Origin of the sequence: Sphingomonas hominis (assembly GCF_013328205.1) — a bacterium.
Lineage (GTDB): Bacteria > Pseudomonadota > Alphaproteobacteria > Sphingomonadales > Sphingomonadaceae > Sphingomonas > Sphingomonas hominis.
In genome coordinates this window covers 282,098-298,636 of sequence record NZ_JABULH010000002.1, presented here as the reverse complement: position 1 = coordinate 298,636, position 16,539 = coordinate 282,098, and the positions used below count along the sequence as shown (strand labels likewise).

At 68.1% G+C, this 16,539-nt stretch carries 14 protein-coding genes; 4 read left to right on the top strand and 10 right to left on the bottom strand.

Features of this window, described 5'->3' with window-relative positions:
- Positions 1 to 4 precede the first annotated feature (4 nt).
- From HRV97_RS06525 to HRV97_RS06505, 5 genes are read right to left on the bottom strand one after another with little or no spacing between them, the layout of a single operon-like run.
- Entirely contained in the window at positions 5 to 1,051 is a 1,047-nt protein-coding gene (locus HRV97_RS06525) for an enoyl-CoA hydratase/isomerase family protein (protein ID WP_174193181.1), read from the bottom strand.
- Positions 1,051 to 2,202: an acyl-CoA dehydrogenase family protein gene (locus HRV97_RS06520; RefSeq protein ID WP_174193180.1), complete on the bottom strand. Its 1,152-nt coding sequence runs from the start codon at positions 2,200 to 2,202 to the stop codon at positions 1,051 to 1,053. The genes HRV97_RS06525 and HRV97_RS06520 overlap by 1 nt, the downstream gene beginning before the upstream one ends.
- A 10-nt stretch (positions 2,203 to 2,212) precedes the next feature.
- On the bottom strand, positions 2,213 to 2,653 hold the full coding sequence (locus HRV97_RS06515) for a hypothetical protein (RefSeq protein ID WP_174193179.1): 441 nt from the start codon (positions 2,651 to 2,653) through the stop codon (positions 2,213 to 2,215).
- Positions 2,653 to 3,171: a hypothetical protein gene (locus HRV97_RS06510; protein WP_174193178.1), complete on the bottom strand. Its 519-nt coding sequence runs from the start codon at positions 3,169 to 3,171 to the stop codon at positions 2,653 to 2,655. Before HRV97_RS06510 ends, HRV97_RS06515 begins: the two co-directional genes overlap by 1 nt.
- Before the next feature lie 8 nt (positions 3,172 to 3,179).
- Positions 3,180 to 4,751: a CoA-acylating methylmalonate-semialdehyde dehydrogenase gene (locus HRV97_RS06505; RefSeq protein WP_174193177.1), complete on the bottom strand. Its 1,572-nt coding sequence runs from the start codon at positions 4,749 to 4,751 to the stop codon at positions 3,180 to 3,182.
- Between the two features lie 85 nt (positions 4,752 to 4,836).
- On the opposite strand from HRV97_RS06505, the gene HRV97_RS06500 reads away from it, so the two are divergent.
- The gene (locus HRV97_RS06500; protein WP_425505745.1) at positions 4,837 to 5,733 is read left to right on the top strand and encodes a LysR family transcriptional regulator; all 897 of its coding nucleotides are present in this window, start codon (positions 4,837 to 4,839) and stop codon (positions 5,731 to 5,733) included.
- Here HRV97_RS06500 and treF read toward each other — a convergent pair whose 3' ends face one another.
- Positions 5,734 to 7,329, bottom strand: a complete 1,596-nt coding sequence (gene treF, locus HRV97_RS06495) for an alpha,alpha-trehalase TreF (protein ID WP_174193173.1) — start codon at positions 7,327 to 7,329, stop codon at positions 5,734 to 5,736. It abuts the gene before it with no gap.
- A gap of 101 nt (positions 7,330 to 7,430) precedes the next feature.
- Here treF and HRV97_RS06490 point away from each other — a divergent pair, with 101 nt between their 5' ends.
- Entirely contained in the window at positions 7,431 to 9,236 is a 1,806-nt protein-coding gene (locus tag HRV97_RS06490) for a DUF885 domain-containing protein (protein WP_174193171.1), read from the top strand.
- 130 nt (positions 9,237 to 9,366) lie between these two features.
- On the opposite strand, the gene HRV97_RS06485 is transcribed toward HRV97_RS06490, so the two are convergent.
- Positions 9,367 to 10,368, bottom strand: a complete 1,002-nt coding sequence (locus HRV97_RS06485) for a fumarylacetoacetate hydrolase family protein (protein WP_174193169.1) — start codon at positions 10,366 to 10,368, stop codon at positions 9,367 to 9,369.
- A 152-nt stretch (positions 10,369 to 10,520) separates the two neighbouring features.
- Between HRV97_RS06485 and HRV97_RS06480 the strand changes: the two genes are divergently transcribed.
- Positions 10,521 to 11,675, top strand: a complete 1,155-nt coding sequence (locus tag HRV97_RS06480; protein WP_174193167.1) for an acyl-CoA dehydrogenase family protein — start codon at positions 10,521 to 10,523, stop codon at positions 11,673 to 11,675.
- A 261-nt stretch (positions 11,676 to 11,936) separates the two neighbouring features.
- On the opposite strand, the gene HRV97_RS06475 is transcribed toward HRV97_RS06480, so the two are convergent.
- Together HRV97_RS06475 and HRV97_RS06470 are read right to left on the bottom strand one after the other, a co-directional pair.
- Positions 11,937 to 13,520, bottom strand: coding sequence for a methyl-accepting chemotaxis protein (locus tag HRV97_RS06475; RefSeq protein WP_174193165.1), 1,584 nt, complete (start codon positions 13,518 to 13,520; stop codon positions 11,937 to 11,939).
- The gene (locus HRV97_RS06470) at positions 13,517 to 13,813 is read right to left on the bottom strand and encodes a hypothetical protein (protein ID WP_174193163.1); all 297 of its coding nucleotides are present in this window, start codon (positions 13,811 to 13,813) and stop codon (positions 13,517 to 13,519) included. Before HRV97_RS06470 ends, HRV97_RS06475 begins: the two co-directional genes overlap by 4 nt.
- A 149-nt stretch (positions 13,814 to 13,962) precedes the next feature.
- Between HRV97_RS06470 and HRV97_RS06465 the strand changes: the two genes are divergently transcribed.
- Complete coding sequence (locus HRV97_RS06465; RefSeq protein WP_174193162.1) at positions 13,963 to 14,433, top strand: DUF3429 domain-containing protein; 471 nt, start codon at positions 13,963 to 13,965, stop codon at positions 14,431 to 14,433.
- A 3-nt stretch (positions 14,434 to 14,436) separates the two neighbouring features.
- On the opposite strand, the gene HRV97_RS06460 is transcribed toward HRV97_RS06465, so the two are convergent.
- A complete protein-coding gene (locus HRV97_RS06460; RefSeq protein WP_174193160.1) occupies positions 14,437 to 16,539 on the bottom strand; it encodes an ATP-binding protein in 2,103 nt (700 codons plus the stop codon).

Below are 16,539 nucleotides of genomic sequence, written 5' to 3'. Positions count from 1 at the left end.
AAAGTCAGTCGTGCGTCGTCCACGCCTCGTCGTCGGGCAACGGCGCGAAGATCTGATCGATCACGTGATCGCTGACACCTTCGGGCGTTGCGGGATCCCACTTCGGCGCATTGTCCTTGTCGACGATCACCGCGCGCACGCCCTCCAGGAAATCGTGCCGCTGCACCACGCGGCTGCCGACCGCATATTCCTGCCGCATCTCGTCGGCGAAGGTCGCCATGGTCGCGCCGTCCTTCAGCAGGCGCAGCGACACCTTCATCGTCTGCGGCGACTTGGTGCGCAGTATGCCAAGCGTCTCGCGCGCGAAGTCGGACGTGTCCGCTTCCAGCGCGGCGAACACCTCCTCCAGCCGGTCGGAGGCGAACAGCCGGTCGATCGCGTCACGCTGCGCGAGGATGCGCGCCTCGGGTGCCGGGACCGCGAGCTCATCGAGCACCGCTTGCGGCCCCTCGGCGATCCGTGCCTTCGCCTCGTCCAGCGCGCCAGCGGGCAGGTAATGCGTCGCCAAGCCGAGCGCGTGGCATTCCGCACCGTCGAGCCGATGTCCGGTCAGCGCGAGATACTGACCGATCCGACCCGGCAGCCGCGACAGATACCAGCCGCCGCCAACGTCGGGGAACAAGCCGATCCCCGTCTCGGGCATTGCCAGCCGCGTGTTCTCGGTTGCGACCCGGTACCGGCACGGCTGCGAGATGCCGACGCCGCCGCCCATCGTGATCCCGTCCATGAACGCGACCACGTCCTTGGCGTAGGTGAACAGACGATGGTTCATGCGATATTCGGTGAAGAAGAACTGTCGCGCCTCCGCGCCGTCCTTCGCCCCGCTGTCGGCAAGCATGCGGATGTCGCCGCCCGCACAGAAACCCCTACCTTCCGCATGATCGAGCGTGACGACGCGTACGTCAGGATCGGTGCGCCACTGCTCCAACGCGGCAAGCACACCGTCGCACATCGCGGTGTTGAGCGCGTGGATCGCCTTGGGCCGGTTCAGCCGGATGCGCCCAACCGCGCCCGCGGTGTCGACGATCAGGTCGTGGGTGACGTGGTTCATCACTGGCGCACCAGATCGCGCCCGACGATCATCCGCATCACCTGATTGGTGCCCTCCAGGATCGAGTGAACCCGGAGATCGCGCCAGAAGCGTTCGATCGGATAATCGCGCAGGTAACCGTAACCGCCGTGCAATTGCAGCGCGCGGTCGACGATCGAGGACCCGTTGTCGGTCGCCAGCCGCTTCGCCATTGCGGAGAAGCGCGACTTGTCGGGTGCGTTCGCGGTCACCTTGGCCGCGGCGAGATACAGCAAAGCGCGCGACGCCTCCAGGTCGGTCGCCATGTCGGCGAGGGTGAATTGGGTGTTCTGAAAATCCGCGACCGGCTGCCCGAACTGCTGGCGCTCCTTGGTGTAGCGGATCGACTCGTCGAGACAGCGCTGCGCGCCGCCCAGCGAACACGCGCCGATGTTGAGCCGCCCGCCGTCGAGCCCGGCCATCGCGATCTTGAACCCCTCGCCCTCGCCGCCCACCAGGTTGGCGGCCGGCACGCGGCAATCCTCGAAGATCACCTGCGCGGTCGGGCTCGCATTCCACCCCAGCTTCTTCTCGGGTGCGCCGAACGACAGGCCGGGCGTGTCCTTTTCGACCACGATCGCGCTGATCCCGCGCGACTTCTCCTCGCCGGTGCGCACCAGGCAGACGTAGATGTCGTTGTAGCCCGCACCCGAGATGAACTGCTTGGTGCCGTTCAGCACATAATGGTCGCCGTCGCGTCGCGCGGTTGTTTTCAGCGCCGCCGCGTCCGAGCCCGAGCCCGGCTCGGTCAGGCAGTAGCTGGCGATCTTCTCCATCGTGACGAGGCTCGGCAGGTAGCGGTCCTTGACCTCGTCGTTGGCGAAGCGGTCGATCATCCACGTCGCCATGTTGTGGATCGAGATGAACGCCGAGGTGGTCGGACAGCCGTACGCCATCGCCTCCATCACCAGCGCCGCCTCCAGCCGCCCGAGCGCAATGCCGCCCCGCGCCTCGCTGACGTAGATCGCGCCGAAGCCGAGCTCGCCCGCGGCCTTCCATACGTCGACCGGGTAAAGCGACTTCTCGTCCCACTCTGCGGCGAACGGCGTGATCCGGTCGGCGGTGAAACGCTGCGCGAGCTCCTGAATCTCGCGCTGGTCGGGAGTGAGGTCGAACTGGTTGGTGTCGGTCATCGCTGGTCTATCATGCTTGAGTGTCGCGGGCATCGAGCAGCCACGTGCGCGCCGCCGCGGGATCGAGGAAAACGCGCAGGCGCGGCGCGGCCATCGCGCGCTCCGCCTGCATCTTGCTGAGCTGTGTCGCGACGACCACTGCCGTGCACCCGCGGTGCATCTGCGCACCGCGCCGCGAAATGCGCTCGAACCCCGCGGCGACCTCGCGCGACTGGATGTCGAACGCGCGCGAGTCGCTCAAGATGTCGAACTGCTCGCCGCGCAGGCGCAGCCGCGTCACCTCGGCGAGCAGCCGCGCGGTATAGGTCGCCAGCGTCGCCAACGACCAGAAACCCGACAGCCGCATGTGCAGGATGCGCGCGCCCGCTTCATAGTCGAAGCTGTACGACGCATCATCGCTCATCGCGGTCGACGACAAGGCAAGGGGGAGGGACGCGGCATTGGCGGTCATTAGCACCGCTGATACCGCATCGTCTGCCCCGGTCGCACCGCATCGCCTTGCTCGACCAGCAATAGCCGTGTGCCGCCCTGCTCCAGCGTCAGCGTCGCATCGTGCTTCCAGCGCTCGCCGTCACCCTTGTAGGCGAGCGTGGCGGCGAGCGTGGTGGGCGAGCGTTCGCGCAGGGTATCGACTGCGGCACGCCGCTCGAAGAAGCGCAGCTGATCGCTGTCGATCGCCACGCGCCCGCGCGCGTCGACGTTGGCGAGTGCGCAGTCGTCCGGCGTCGCACCCCAATAGCCCTGGAACGCGGTCGGCAACGCCCGCCCTTGCGCAGCGGTGTGCGTCGGCGAGCTGACCGGCAGGCCGACCTTCGCCACGGTGCGCGTGCCCTGGGCGGCCGCGGCACGGTCGATCTGCGCCTGGGCGGGATCGACGCGGACATTGTTGTAGTCCGCCTCGTTCGACCCGGGCGAGCAGGCGGCGAGCCCTGCCGCCATTCCGATCGCCATCCAGCACCCGCGCGCCATCACCCACCTCATCCCATCGTCGGAATGACGAACGCGTCCTGGATGCGGCTGGGTCCACCGTCCTCGGAGCCGCGCGGCAGCTCGCCGCCCGACATGCCGAACCCGTCGGGCCAGCGCTGCGTCACCGTCTTGACCTTGGTCCAGAACTTGACGCCTTCCATGCCGTGCTGGTTGGTGTCGCCGAACGCCGAGCGCTTCCACCCGCCGAAGGTGTGATAGGCGACGGGTACCGGAATCGGCACGTTGATGCCGACCATGCCGACGTTGACGCGCGCGGCGAACTCGCGCGCGGCGTGGCCATTGCGGGTGAAGATCGCGACGCCGTTGCCGTACTGATGCTCGCTCGGCAACCGCACCGCTTCCTCGAACGTCGCCGCGCGCACGATCTGGAGGACGGGGCCGAAGATCTCCTCCTTGTACGCGCTCATGTCGGTCGTCACGCGGTCGAACAAAGTCGGGCCGACGAAGAAGCCGTCCTCATGCCCCTGCAACGTGAAGCCGCGGCCGTCGACGACCAGCTCCGCGCCCTCGTCGACGCCGGTCTGAATCCAGTTCTCGACGCGTTGCTTGTGCGCGGCGTTGACGACGGGGCCGTAATGCGCCTCCGCATCGGTCGACACGCCGACGCGGAGCGCCTGGATCGCGGGGATCAGCTTCTCACGCAGGCGGTCTGCGGTCTGCTCGCCGACCGGCACCACGACGGGCAGCGCCATGCACCGCTCACCCGCGGAGCCGAACGCCGCACCCGACAAATCGGCGACGACCTGATCGAGATCGGCGTCTGGCATGACGATGCCGTGGTTCTTCGCGCCACCCATCGCCTGAACGCGCTTCCCCGCCTCGACGCCGCGGCGATAGACGTAATGCGCGATGTCGGACGAGCCGACGAAGCTGACCGCCGAAATCGCCGGATGGTCGAGGATCGCGTCGACCATCTCCTTGTCGCCGTGGACGACCTGCAGGATGCCCTCGGGAAGCCCCGCCTCGCGGAACAGTTCGGCCAGCCGCACCGGCACCGACGGATCGCGCTCGCTGGGTTTCAGGATGAAGGCATTGCCGGTCGCGATCGCGACGCCCGACATCCACAGCGGAATCATCGCCGGGAAGTTGAACGGCGTGATGCCCGCCCCGATGCCGAGCGGCTGGCGCATCGAATAAACGTCGATGCCGGGGCCGGCACCCTGCGTATATTCGCCCTTCAGCACGTGCGGGATGCCGCAGCAGAATTCGATCACCTCCAGCCCGCGCTGGATGTCGCCCTTCGAGTCCGCGATCACCTTGCCGTGCTCGGACGAGAGCGTGTGCGCCAGCTCGTCCATGTTCGCCTCGACCAGTTCCTTGAAGCGGAACATGACGCGCGCGCGGCGTTGCGGGTTGGTCGCGGCCCAGGCGGGCTGTGCGGCTTGCGCGGCGGCGATTGCGCGGTCGAGGTCGGCCTGGGTGCCGAGCGTGACGCTGGCCTGCACCTTGCCCGTGTTGGGGTCGTACACGTCGCCTAACCGGGCATTGCCCGCTGAAGCGTCGCGACCGCTGCCGGCGCCGCCCGAGTGGCCGACGATATGGTGGTCGATGAACCGCATTGGCGCTCTCCTAATTCTTGAGCCGACGTCTGCGCCTCATGCGCGTTGCAGGCAACCGGCAAGTCTGCAACGTTCGCCTGCAATGATGCAGCCGATACCCTGGGGCGACCTGCAGGACTTCCTCGCCATCGCGCGCGCCGGACAGATCGCGCGCGCCGCGGCGCAGGTGGGGGTCGACGCGACCACGATCGGGCGGCGGCTCCGCCGTCTGGAGGCGCGCCTGGGTGCGACGCTGTTCGAGCAGACGCGCGAAGGACAGGTGCTGACCGAAGCGGGCGAGCGGCTGCTGGCACAGGTCGAGACGATGCAGCGCGCGGCGGAACGGATCGGCGACGCGGGCGACGGCGACCGCGAGACGCTGTCGGGGCTACTGCGCGTCAGCGTGTCCGAAGGCTTCGGCACCTGGCTGGTCGCCGAGCATCTGCACGACTTCGCGCACCGCCATCCGGCGCTGACGATCGATCTGGTGGCGAGTTCGGGTTTCCTGTCGCCGTCGAAGCGCGAGGCCGATGTCGCGGTGCTGCTCGAACGACCCAGCGCCGGGCCGGTGGTCGCGAGCAAGCTCGCCGACTACACGCTACGCCTCTACGCCAGCCGCGGCTATCTCGACCGCCACGGCCAGCCGACGCGCTCGACGATCGCGGCCGACCACCGGCTGATCGGCTATATCCCCGACCTGCTCTACTCGCCCGAGCTGCGCTACCTGCGCGAGATCGATGCGGGACTGTCGCCCGTCTTGCGCAGTTCGAGCATCAACGCGCAGGCCCGCCTGATCGCGAGCGGGGCCGGCATCGGCGTGCTGCCGCACTTCATTGGCGGCCATGACCCTGCGCTGATCCGCGTTATGCCCGAGGTCGAGATCGCGCGCGCCTTCTGGCTCGTCACCCACCGCGACACGCGGCAGTTGCGCCGCGTGCGTGCGTTCCGGGCATGGCTGGTCGAGCTCGTCACTCGCCACCGCACACAGTTGGTGGGCGACTGATCACATTCCTGGATAACGCCCTTGCAGCGCGCGGACGACGCCGTTGGTCCAGCCGAAGCCGTCCTGCGTCGGATATTCGCCGCCGCCGCCCGCGCGGCTCTGCTCGACGTCGTATTTCTCCAACAGCTTGCCCGAGGAGCGGTATTCGCGCTCGACGGTCGACACGAAGCGCAGCGCGACCGCCGCCGCCAGGTCGCCGCGCTCGTAGCGGGTCAGCCCCTCGACCGCGATCCACTGCAGCGGCGCCCAGCCGTTTGGCTTGTCCCATTGCTGCCCCGTCGCGACCGTCGTGGTGCGCAGCCCGTTGGCGGCGAGCAGCAACCGCTCGGTCGCCTCGGCCGTGCGCTTGCCGTGGTCCTTCGACGCCAAGCCGGTGAACAAGGGGTAGAGCGTCGCCGCGGTCACTCCGCCGCGCACCGCCTTGCGCACCGTGTCATAGTCGCCGTATCGCCCGCCCGCCTCATCCCACAGCCAGCGCTCGACCGCGTTGCGGCGGGTGGCAGCGCGGTCGGTGAAGGTGCTCGCGCAATCCGTCTCACCTGCGTCGGCGCAGCCGGTCGCGATCGCCTGCTCGAGGCCGAACAGCAGGCTGTTGAGGTCGACCGGTACGATCCGAGTCGTGTCGATCGAGGCGAGCGTCTGCCAGTCAGACAACCAGCGCGAGGAGAAGTCCCACCCGCTCTCCGCGCCCGCGCGCAAGTCGCGGTACACCTCGCTGACCGGTCGCCCGCTCGCGCGCGCTGTCTCGACATCCTCACGATAGGATTCGTCCCGCGGCGTCGTGCGCGCGTCCCAGTAATGCTGGAGCGTCGTGCCGTCCGGCATCGTCGTGGTGCGCTCCGGCGTCGTCCAATAGGCCCACTCGCGCTTGAGCGCCGCCAGTCGTCGCGCCTTCACGCCCGCATCGCTGACGGGCGACAGCGCCATCATCGCGTACAGGAACGGCGGCTGCGAGCGGCTCAGATAATAGCTGCGCGTACCGTTCGGGACATGGCCGTAACGCTCCACCAGTGAGACGAAATCGTCGATCATGCTGTCGACCAGCGCGCCCTGCCCGTCCGCCTTGAGCCCCAGCATCGTGAAATAGCCGTCCCAGTAATACATCTCGCGGAAGCGCCCGCCCGGCACGACGTACGGTCGCGGCAGCGCGAGCGCGGACGATCCCGCGGGGGGCACGAGCGGCGGACGGGTCAGCACCGGCCACAGGCGGCGGATATGCTCGGCCATGACCACGCTCTTGCCACCGGTTTCGGGCACGGGCGCGGGGTTGAGGCCGGGCACGTCGAAGTTGGCGAGCACGAAGGCGCGCAGGCCGGCATCGTCCATCGCGCCCGCCGCGCGCCAGTCGCGCATGATCTCGGCCGGGGCACGCTTCGGCACCGCGTCGACGAAGGTCTTGCCGTCGGGAAAGATGCGCCGCGTCTGTACCGCCGCGAACAGGTCACCGTACAGGTCGGCGGGCGTCTGCACGCCCGCGGGGTCGACCGCGGCGACCGGCGGCAGCGCGGGCGCGGTGGCGCATCCGCCCAGCGCGAGGAGAACGGCAGCGGCGGTCACGCGCAGGTGGCCGATGCGGGCGGGGCGGGCGAAGGTCATGCCGCTTCTCACCACATCACACGCCCTCGCGACAACCGCTTGTCGCCGCTCCGGCCGGGTCATAGACACGCGGACGATCGTTTCAGGGGTTACCTCACACCATGCGCTTCGCCATCACCGCCGCCCTGCTGCTCGCCTGCTCGGGCGCCGCCTTCAGCCAGGCGCTACCGCCGCCGCAGCCCGTGGCGGGCGACAGCGTGGAGGACACCAGGCTCAAGCGGCTGTTCTACGACAGCGACGAGGCGAGCCTGAAGCGCAACCCGATCGGCGCGATCTACCGCGGCGACCTGCGCTACGCCGACCGGCTGGGTGACCCGCTGTCCGACGCGTCGATCGCCGCCGAGCGCGCCGCGAACGAGCAGGACCTCGCCGCGCTCAAGCGGATCGATCGTGCCAAGCTGACCCACGTCGACCAGATCGCGTACGACGTGTTCAAGTACCAGACCGAAGTGGCCTTGCGCGGGCTTCAGCCCGACATCGTCGCGCTGACGATCGTGCGCCCGCTCGATCATTTCTACGGTTTCCAGGCCTTCTACCCCGACTTCGCATCGGGCCAGGGTGCCGCACCGTTCAAGACGCTGGCGGATTACGAGAACAACCTTAAGCGCAACGCGCAGTACGCGCGGATCATGGACGAAGCGATCGGGCGCTTTCGCCAGGGCATGAAGGCCGGGATCGTCCAGCCCAAGCTCGTCGTGCGCAACATGGTCGAGCAATTCGACAATCTGCTTAAACAGGGCATCGAAGGGTCGACCTTCTATGGTCCGGTCAAGACCTTTCCCGCCGGCATTTCCGCCGCCGATCAGACCCGGCTGCGCGCCGCCTACGCTGCACAGATCCGCGACGTCATCAACCCGGCGCACAAGCGGATGCGCGACTTCCTGGAGCGCGAATATCTGCCCGTCGCGCGCGACAGCGTCGGGCTGTCGGCGATGCCGGGCGGCGCGAAGCTGTACGATTACCTGATCGAGTCCAACACCACGCTGCCGTTGAAGGCGGAGGCGGTGCACCAGCTCGGGCTCTCGGAGGTCGCACGCATCCTGCGCGAGATGGAGGCGCAGAAGCAGAAGGTTGGCTTCAAGGGCAGCCTGCCTGAGTTCTTCACGTACCTGCGCACCGACAAGCGTTTTCAGCCGACCTCGGCCGAGCAGCTACGCCTCGGTTACGAGGCAATCGGTCGCCGCGTCGACGCGCGCGTGCGCGAGCAGTTCTCGCTGATCCCCAAGACCAAGCTCGAAATCCGCGCCGTTCCCGCCTTCCGCGAGAAGACCGACGCCGGCGGCTCGTACAATGGCGGCACGCCCGACGGGTCGCGGCCGGGCGTGTTCTACTACAACACGTACGACCTCCCCTCGCGCTACATGTGGGAGATGGAGACGCTCTACCTGCACGAAGCGGTGCCGGGGCATCACTTCCAGATCAGCGTCGCGCAGGAGAATACGGCACTCCCCGCCTTCATGCGCTTCGGCGGCAACACCGCTTACGCCGAGGGCTGGGCGCTCTACGCCGAGACGTTGTGGAACGAGCTGGGCATGGAAACCGACCCGTATCAGCGCATGGGCGGGCTGAACGACGAGATGCTGCGCGCGATGCGGCTGGTGGTCGACACCGGCATCCACGCCAAGGGTTGGACCCGCGACCAGTCGATCGAGTACATGCTCGCCAACTCGCCGATGGCACGCACCGATGCGACCGCCGAGGTCGAGCGCTACATCGCGATCCCCGGACAGGCGCTCGCCTACAAGCTGGGGCAGCTCACGATCTCGCGGTTGAAGGCGTCGAGCAAGGCGACGCTGGGCGCGCGCTTCGACCCGCGCGCATTCCACGCGCAGGTGCTGGACACGGGCGCGCTGCCGATGCCGGTGCTGGAGCGCAAGATCGAGGCGTGGGCGAAAACGGGGACGTGACGCCCTAAAAGCCCTCTCCCCGGCGGGGAGAGGGTTTGGGAGAGGGGCTGATCCAGGCGCTGCGCTCTGCGAGACACACTCCCCTCTCCCAACCCTCTCCCCGGCGAGGAGAGGGCTATTCGCGCTAAGATCACTCCACCGTCTGCTCGATTACTCCAAAGATCGGGTGGTGCCGATCGTCCTCCGCCCAGATGCGCACCGTATCGCCGCGCTTGAGAAACGGCGTCGTCGCCTTGCCCGTCGCGATCGTCTCGACTGTCCGAACCTCGGCAAGGCAAGAATAGCCCACCCCCCCTTGCGCGATCGCCTTACCCGGACCGCCATCGGCATCACGGTTCGACACCGTGCCCGACCCGACGATCGTCCCCGCGCCCAGCTTCCGCGTCTTTGCCGCGTGCGCGACGAGCGTACCAAAATCGAACGTCATGTCCTCGCCCGCTTGCGCGCGCCCGAACGGCTCGCCGTTCAGGTCGACGCACAACCGCCGGTGGAGCTTGCCGTCCCGCCACCAGTCCCCGAGCGCCTCCGGCGTCACGAACACCGGCGAGAAGGCGCTGGCAGGCTTCGACTGGAAGAAGCCGAACCCCTTGGCGAGTTCGCCGGGGATAAGGTTGCGCAACGACACGTCGTTGGTCAGCCCGACGAGCCGGATCGCGGCGAGCGCGTCGTCACGGCTGGCGCCGAGCGGCACGTCGCCCGTCACCACCACCACCTCGGCCTCCAGATCGCACCCCCAACTCTCGTCGGCGAGCGGGATCGCGTCACGCGGTCCCAGGAAGCCGTCCGACCCGCCCTGGTACATCAGCGGATCGTGCCAGAACGTCTCGGGCATCTCCGCGCCGCGCGCCTGGCGCACCAGTGCCACGTGGTTGACGTAGGCCGAACCGTCCGCCCACTGGTACGCGCGCGGCAGCGGCGAAGCGGCATCGTGCTCGTGGAACCGCTCACGCGGGATCGTCTCGTGTTCGAGGTCGGTGGCGAGCAGTTCGAGCTGCGGCGCGACCCGCTCCCAATCGTCGAGCGCGGCCTGCAGCGTCGGGCAGATATGCGCGGCGTCGGCGTACCAGGCGAGGTCGTTCGACACGACGACGAGCTTGCCGTCCCGGCCGTGCTTGAGGCTGGCGAGTTTCATGGTGGTGCTCTCCTTTACCGACGATCATAGGGACGGACCGCGGGCAAAGTCGAGCGATGCCGCACACCGAAGCACCTCCATAACAAAAGTTACTTGACCTACCGCAGCGTGATCGCAACAGTTCTGATCACCGTTTTACGAGAGGCGCTGCCATGACACTCGACACCGTCGCCGGCCGACAGGCCTATACCGAGGATCACGAGGCGTTCCGCCAGACGGTACGCAGCTTCCTCGCCAAAGAAGGCCAACCCTTCGCCGACCAGTGGAACAAGGATCGGCTGGTGCCAAAGTCGTTCTGGCGGCAGGCGGGCGAGGTTGGGATGCTGTGCCCGACCGTACCGGAAGCGTACGGCGGACTGGGGCTCGATTTCGGCTACAATGCGATCGTGGACGAGGAGATGGCCTATGCGGGCGTGCCCGCGGGCTTCTCGCTCCAGTCGGACATTGTCGCCGGCTATATCGAGCATTACGGCAGCGAGGAGCAGAAGGCGCAGTGGCTGCCCAAGATGGTATCGGGCGAGGTCGTGACGGCAATCGCGATGACCGAGCCGGGCACGGGCAGCGACCTGCAATCGATCCGCACCTCGGCGAAGAAGGACGGCAATCACTACGTCATCAACGGGTCGAAGACGTACATCACCAACGGGCAGAACACCGACCTGACTTTGGTCGTCGCGAAGACCGATCCCGATGCGCAGCCAGCATACAAGGGCATGTCGATCATCCTGGTCGAGAGCGACCGCGAGGGGTTCAGGAAGGGCCGCAAGCTCGACAAGATCGGGCAGGACGCCGCCGATACGTCCGAATTGTTCTTCGACGACGTGCGCGTGCCGATCACCAATTGCCTGGGCGAAGAGGGCAAGGGCTTCATCTACCTGATGAGCCAATTGCCGCAGGAGCGCTTGTCGATCGCGGTCTCGGTACAGGCGACCGCGCAGAAGGCATTCGACGAGACGGTCGCCTTCACCAAGGATCGCAAGGCGTTCAAGGGCACGGTGTTCGATTTCCAGAACACCAAATTCGTACTCGCGGACCTGAAGACCAAGTTGCAGGTCGGCTGGGCGCACCTCGATTGGTGCATCAAGCGCCATCTGGCGGGCGAGCTGACCAACGAGGAAGGTGCTGCGGCCAAGCTGTTCCACACCGAGCTCGAATGGGAGGTGATGGACAAATGCCTCCAGCTCCACGGCGGCGCGGGGTACATGAACGAATATCCGATCGCCCGCGCGTGGCGCGCCGCGCGCGTCAGCCGCATCTACGGCGGGACCAACGAGATCATGAAGGAAGTGATCGCCCGGAAGCTGTGATGGGAGACCTTCCGTCATCCCGGACTTGATCCGGGATCCCGCTTCTTCCTGCGCCCGATCGGGGCGAAGAACGGGACCCGGGATCAGGTCGGGGGTGGCGGGGACGTGAGGTGGTCACGTTGCGGGCGCTCTTGCACTATGCAGGGGCGGAAACTTCAAGGCGGAGCTTGTTCGCCGCTTCGACCGACCCAAGAGAAGAAGCGGGATTCCGGATTAAGTCCGGGATGACGCAAGGAAGGTCCCTCCCTCCCCGCCCGCTCCTCACGCCGCGGCGTCGGCGCGCAGTTCCTCCACGAACCGGTCGGTCGACTGGCGCAGGCGGCTGGCGTGCGCGGACAGGCTGGCGGCGGCGGCGCGGACGTTGACGGACAGCGTCTCGGCCGCGGTTGCCGCACTTGCCACCACCGCGATCTGCTGCTCGACGTAATCGGCGCCGCGCGCGGCGTCATAGGCGGTGCGCTCGATCTCGGCCGCGACGGCGCGCTGCGTGTCGACCGCGTCGCGGATGTCGTTCGCCGCGACCGTTACCTGCCGCACCATGGTCGACGCCACGTCGAGATCGTCCTTCGCCACCGCGACGCCGTGCTCGATCCCCGCGATCAGGTCGGCGATCTTCTGCGTCGCGTGCGCGGTACCGGCGGCGAGCTGCTTTACCTCGCCCGCCACCACCGCGAAGCCGCGTCCGGCCTCGCCCGCGCGCACCGCCTCGATCGTGGCGTTAAGTGCCAGCAGGTTGGTTTGCGCCGCGATCCCGCCGATCTGTTCCACGAAGCCGCCGATATCGCCGGTCCGCTCGGCCAGTTCGCGCACCGCCTTGTCGCTCGACGCCGCGCTGTCGCGCGCGGCGCGGGTCAGGTTGCGTTGCTCCTCGGCGTGACGCGCGACCGTTTCCATCGAGCCCGACAGGTCGCGGATCGCCGCTGCGACACCCTGCGCCGCCGACGACGCCTGCACCGCGCCCGCCACGACCTCGGTCGCCTGATGCCCGGCGTCGGTGGCGAGTTCGTTGAGCGACACCGCCGAGCCGACCAGTTGCACCGACGCCTCGTCGAGCGCGACCGCGACGCCCGCCACCGTATGCTCGAACGCGCCCGCCAGCGTCAGCAGCGCGGTGCGACGCTCGTCCGCCAGCCGCTGCTCCACCTCCTCGCGACGCGCACGCTCGCGCGCGGAGCGTTCCTCAGCGGCGGTGGCGGTGGCGAGTGCGGTGACCGCGCGCTCGGCCGCGGCGGCGGCGCTGGCGGACAGTTCCTCGCTACGCCTACGTGCCGCTTCCTGTTCGTGGCGCGCCTGGTCCGTCGCCAGAACCAAATTGCGCAATTGTTGCGAGACATAGGCCAGCGCGGCGAATTGCAGGATCACCGCGACCGCGTGGAACACGACGCGGCCGAGATTACCCGACCCGGCGAACACCCATTCGGGCACCAGTGCCTCGAACAACAAATGGTGAACCGCGATCAGCGCGGAGGCGAGCGCGAGCGGGCGCCAGTCGCACAACAGGCTGAGCGCGGCGAGCGCCACGAAGAAGTACATGTGCGCGTCCATCTGCCACCCGTGGCCGCGCAGCATGTAGACGAACACCGCGGGCATGATCGCCACCTCGATCGCGACCGTCAGCCGCGCCGCGCGGTCGAAGCGACGCTGCACCGCCATGATCGTCGGCAGGATCAGCGTCAGCGCCGCAACCAGCAATTCCATCCACGCGCCGCCGCGGCCGAGCAGGCGATCGCCGATCGCGATGAGCGGCAAACACACCCAGCCCGCGATCACCAGGTTGCGCACGCCGCGCCGCCGCAGATCATCGAGCGCGACCGAACGCGGATATGTCGTCAGGGTCGCGCTCATGCGCGCACCGTGCCACACAAGGCGGCGGGTGCGGCAGTCACCAGAATGCCGGCGCGCAACAAGGCGAGAAGATCGTGCGGGGCGCTCGCGCGTACCACCACCGACCCGAACGGCCCACGTCCGAGCAGCGCCGATCCGTCCGCGCGCGCCGCCTGCGCCGGCGCGGCGGCGGCGGTCAGCGGCACGTACAGCAGATCGCCGCGCTCGGGAGGTGCGACGGCAAAGGCGACCAGCGCGACGACCCCTCCCGCCAGTTGAACAAACGGGGCGAGATAGCGGCACGTGCGAGACATGCGGCTGCGCTAGCGACGGTCCGGTTACCGGAGCGTTTAACATACGATACTTATTAACGCGCCGCGGATCGATCGCGCGCAGATCGCGTACATGACCGTGGATCGGCAGGTCGCACCGCGCCCGGCCGCACAACATCAGGAGCCTTCGCATGCACGTCGCGCAACCCGGCCCCGTCCCGTTCGCCGTCGGGCGCGTCGCCTTCGCGCTTGGCCTTGCGGGCTTGTTGCCGCAGATCGGCGCGGCAGCGCTGGCGTGGCTCGACATTTACGACGGCGGGCTGGTCGCCATCGCATACGGCGCGCTGATCCTCAGCTTCCTGGGTGGCATGTGGTGGGGACTGGCGATGTTCCGCCGGCTGGGTCAGTCGCTGTTGGTGACGCTCGCGGTGGTGCCGAGCCTGGTGGCGGGTGCGATCCTGGCGCTCGCCGCGGTACATCTGCCAATCGGACTGGCCGCGATGGGCAGCGCGATCATGCTGACGCTGCCGGTCGACCGCTGGCTGGTCGCGCAAGGCGCGGCGCCGGCCAATTGGATGCGGCTGCGTGTGCCCTTGTCGCTCGGGCTCGGCGCGCTGACCATCGCAACGGGGGTGATCGTCGCGGGCGCGCCGGCGGGGTAGCCGTCAGTCGGCCAGCAGCATGCCCACCTTGGCCGCCAGCGTATCCATCGAGAACGGCTTGGTGACCAGTGCCATGTGCGGCGCGAGCTGACCGTTGCCGATCACCGCATTCTCCGCGTAACCGGTGATAAACAGCACCTTCAATTCGGGGATCAGCGCGATCGCCGCGTCGGCGACCTGCCGCCCGTTCATCTGCCCCGGCAATCCAACGTCCGTGACGAGCAGATCGGGCTTCACCCCCGACCCGAACAGCCGAAGCGCGCTCGCACCGTCGCCGGCTTCGATCACGGTATAGCCCTGCTCGGCGAGGACCTCGGTCACCAGCATCCGGATCGTCGGTTCGTCGTCGACGACCATGACGGTGCGTTGCCCGGCGACGGGAATCGCGGCGGTATCGTCGATGCTCGCCGTGCCGCCGGCTTCCTCGCCCCCGTAATGGCGCGGCAGGTAGATGCACACGGTGGTGCCGTCCCCGACCTCGCTGTAGATCCGTACCTGCCCGCCCGATTGCCGCGCGAAGCCGTAGATCATCGATAGGCCGAGCCCTGTGCCCTCACCCAGCGGCTTGGTGGTGAAGAAGGGATCAAAGGCGCGCGCCTGCACCTCGGGGGTCATGCCCTCGCCGGTGTCGGTCACGCACAGCGACAGATACTGGCCCGGCGCCAGGTCGCGCTCGCGCCCGGTGCGCTCGTCGATCCACTTGTTGGCCGTCTCGATCGTGATCCGCCCGCCGTCGGGCATGGCGTCGCGCGCGTTTATACACAGGTTGAGCAGCGCGTTCTCGAGCTGGTTGGGATCGACCAGCGCGGGCCACAGCCCGGCCGCGCCCACCACCTCCAGTGTGATCGCCGGCCCGACGGTGCGGCGTACCAGTTCCTCCATGCCCGCGATCAGGCGGTTGACGTCGGTCGGCTTGGGATCGAGCGTCTGCCGCCGCGAGAAGGCGAGCAATCGGTGGGTCAGCGCGGCGGCGCGGCGTGTCGCGCCCTGCGCGGTGGTGACGTAGCGGTCGATCTCGCTCACCCGGCCTTGGCCGACGCGCAGATTGATCATCTCCAGCGCGCCCGAGATGCCGGTCAGCAGGTTATTGAAATCATGCGCGAGCCCGCCGGTCAGCTGGCCGACCGCTTCCATCTTGTGCGCCTGACGCAATTGCTCCTCCGCGCGCATCAGCTCGGCGGTGCGCACGTCGACTTCTTCCTCCAGCCGCGCGTTCAACGCGGCGAGTTCGTGCTCAGCGCGGCGCCGCTCCACCGCGTCGCGCACGCGTTCGGCGGCGTCGCGAACGAAGGCGACATCCTCGTCGCTCCACGCGCGCGGCGTCGCGTTGTTGAGGTACAACAGCGCGACGAACCCGCCCTGCTCGGTCACCGGCATGTTGATGAACGACATGGCCGACAATTCACGCAAGCCGTCGGCGGTATCGCGCGTGCGCGGATCGACCCGCACGTCGGTGATCGCGACCGTTACGCCGGCCTTCAGGTCGTCGATGTAGCTGCCGTAATCGCGGAAATGCAGCACCGACGGCAAGGGCTTGATACCCTCCGCACAATAAGCGCGCTCGGTGGTGATCGTCTCCGCGGCGGGATCAACGGTGCCGTAGCCCGCGCGGCTGACGTCGAGCGTGCGTCCGACGACTTCGGCGGCGGCGAGCGCCAGGTCGCCCGCGTCGCCCTCGGCGCGCAGCCGGTCGTTGATCTCGACCGTGGCGGCGAGCCGCAGTTCGTGGCGCTTGCGCGCGTCGATGTCGAAACTGACGCCGGGAAAGGCGACGACCTCGCCGTCCGTGTCACGCTCCACCCGGCCCTGCGCCGTGAGCCAGCGGACCTGTTGGTCCGCGTCGACGACACGATATTCCTCCTCGAACGCGTCGGCACCGTCCAGCGCGCGCGCGATCGCGGCCTGCACGCGCGGCAGATCGGCGGGATAGATGCCGCCAAAAAAGGTCGCGATCGGTGCGCCCGTCGCCGCCACATCGGGCGCAACCCCGTACATCGTGGCGAACGCCGCGTCGGAAGTGATGCGATCGGCGCGCACGTCCCAATCCCAGCGGCCGATGCTGAGCGCATCGTCGCGCGACGTGAGCGAAGGGGACGGGTCGGTCAT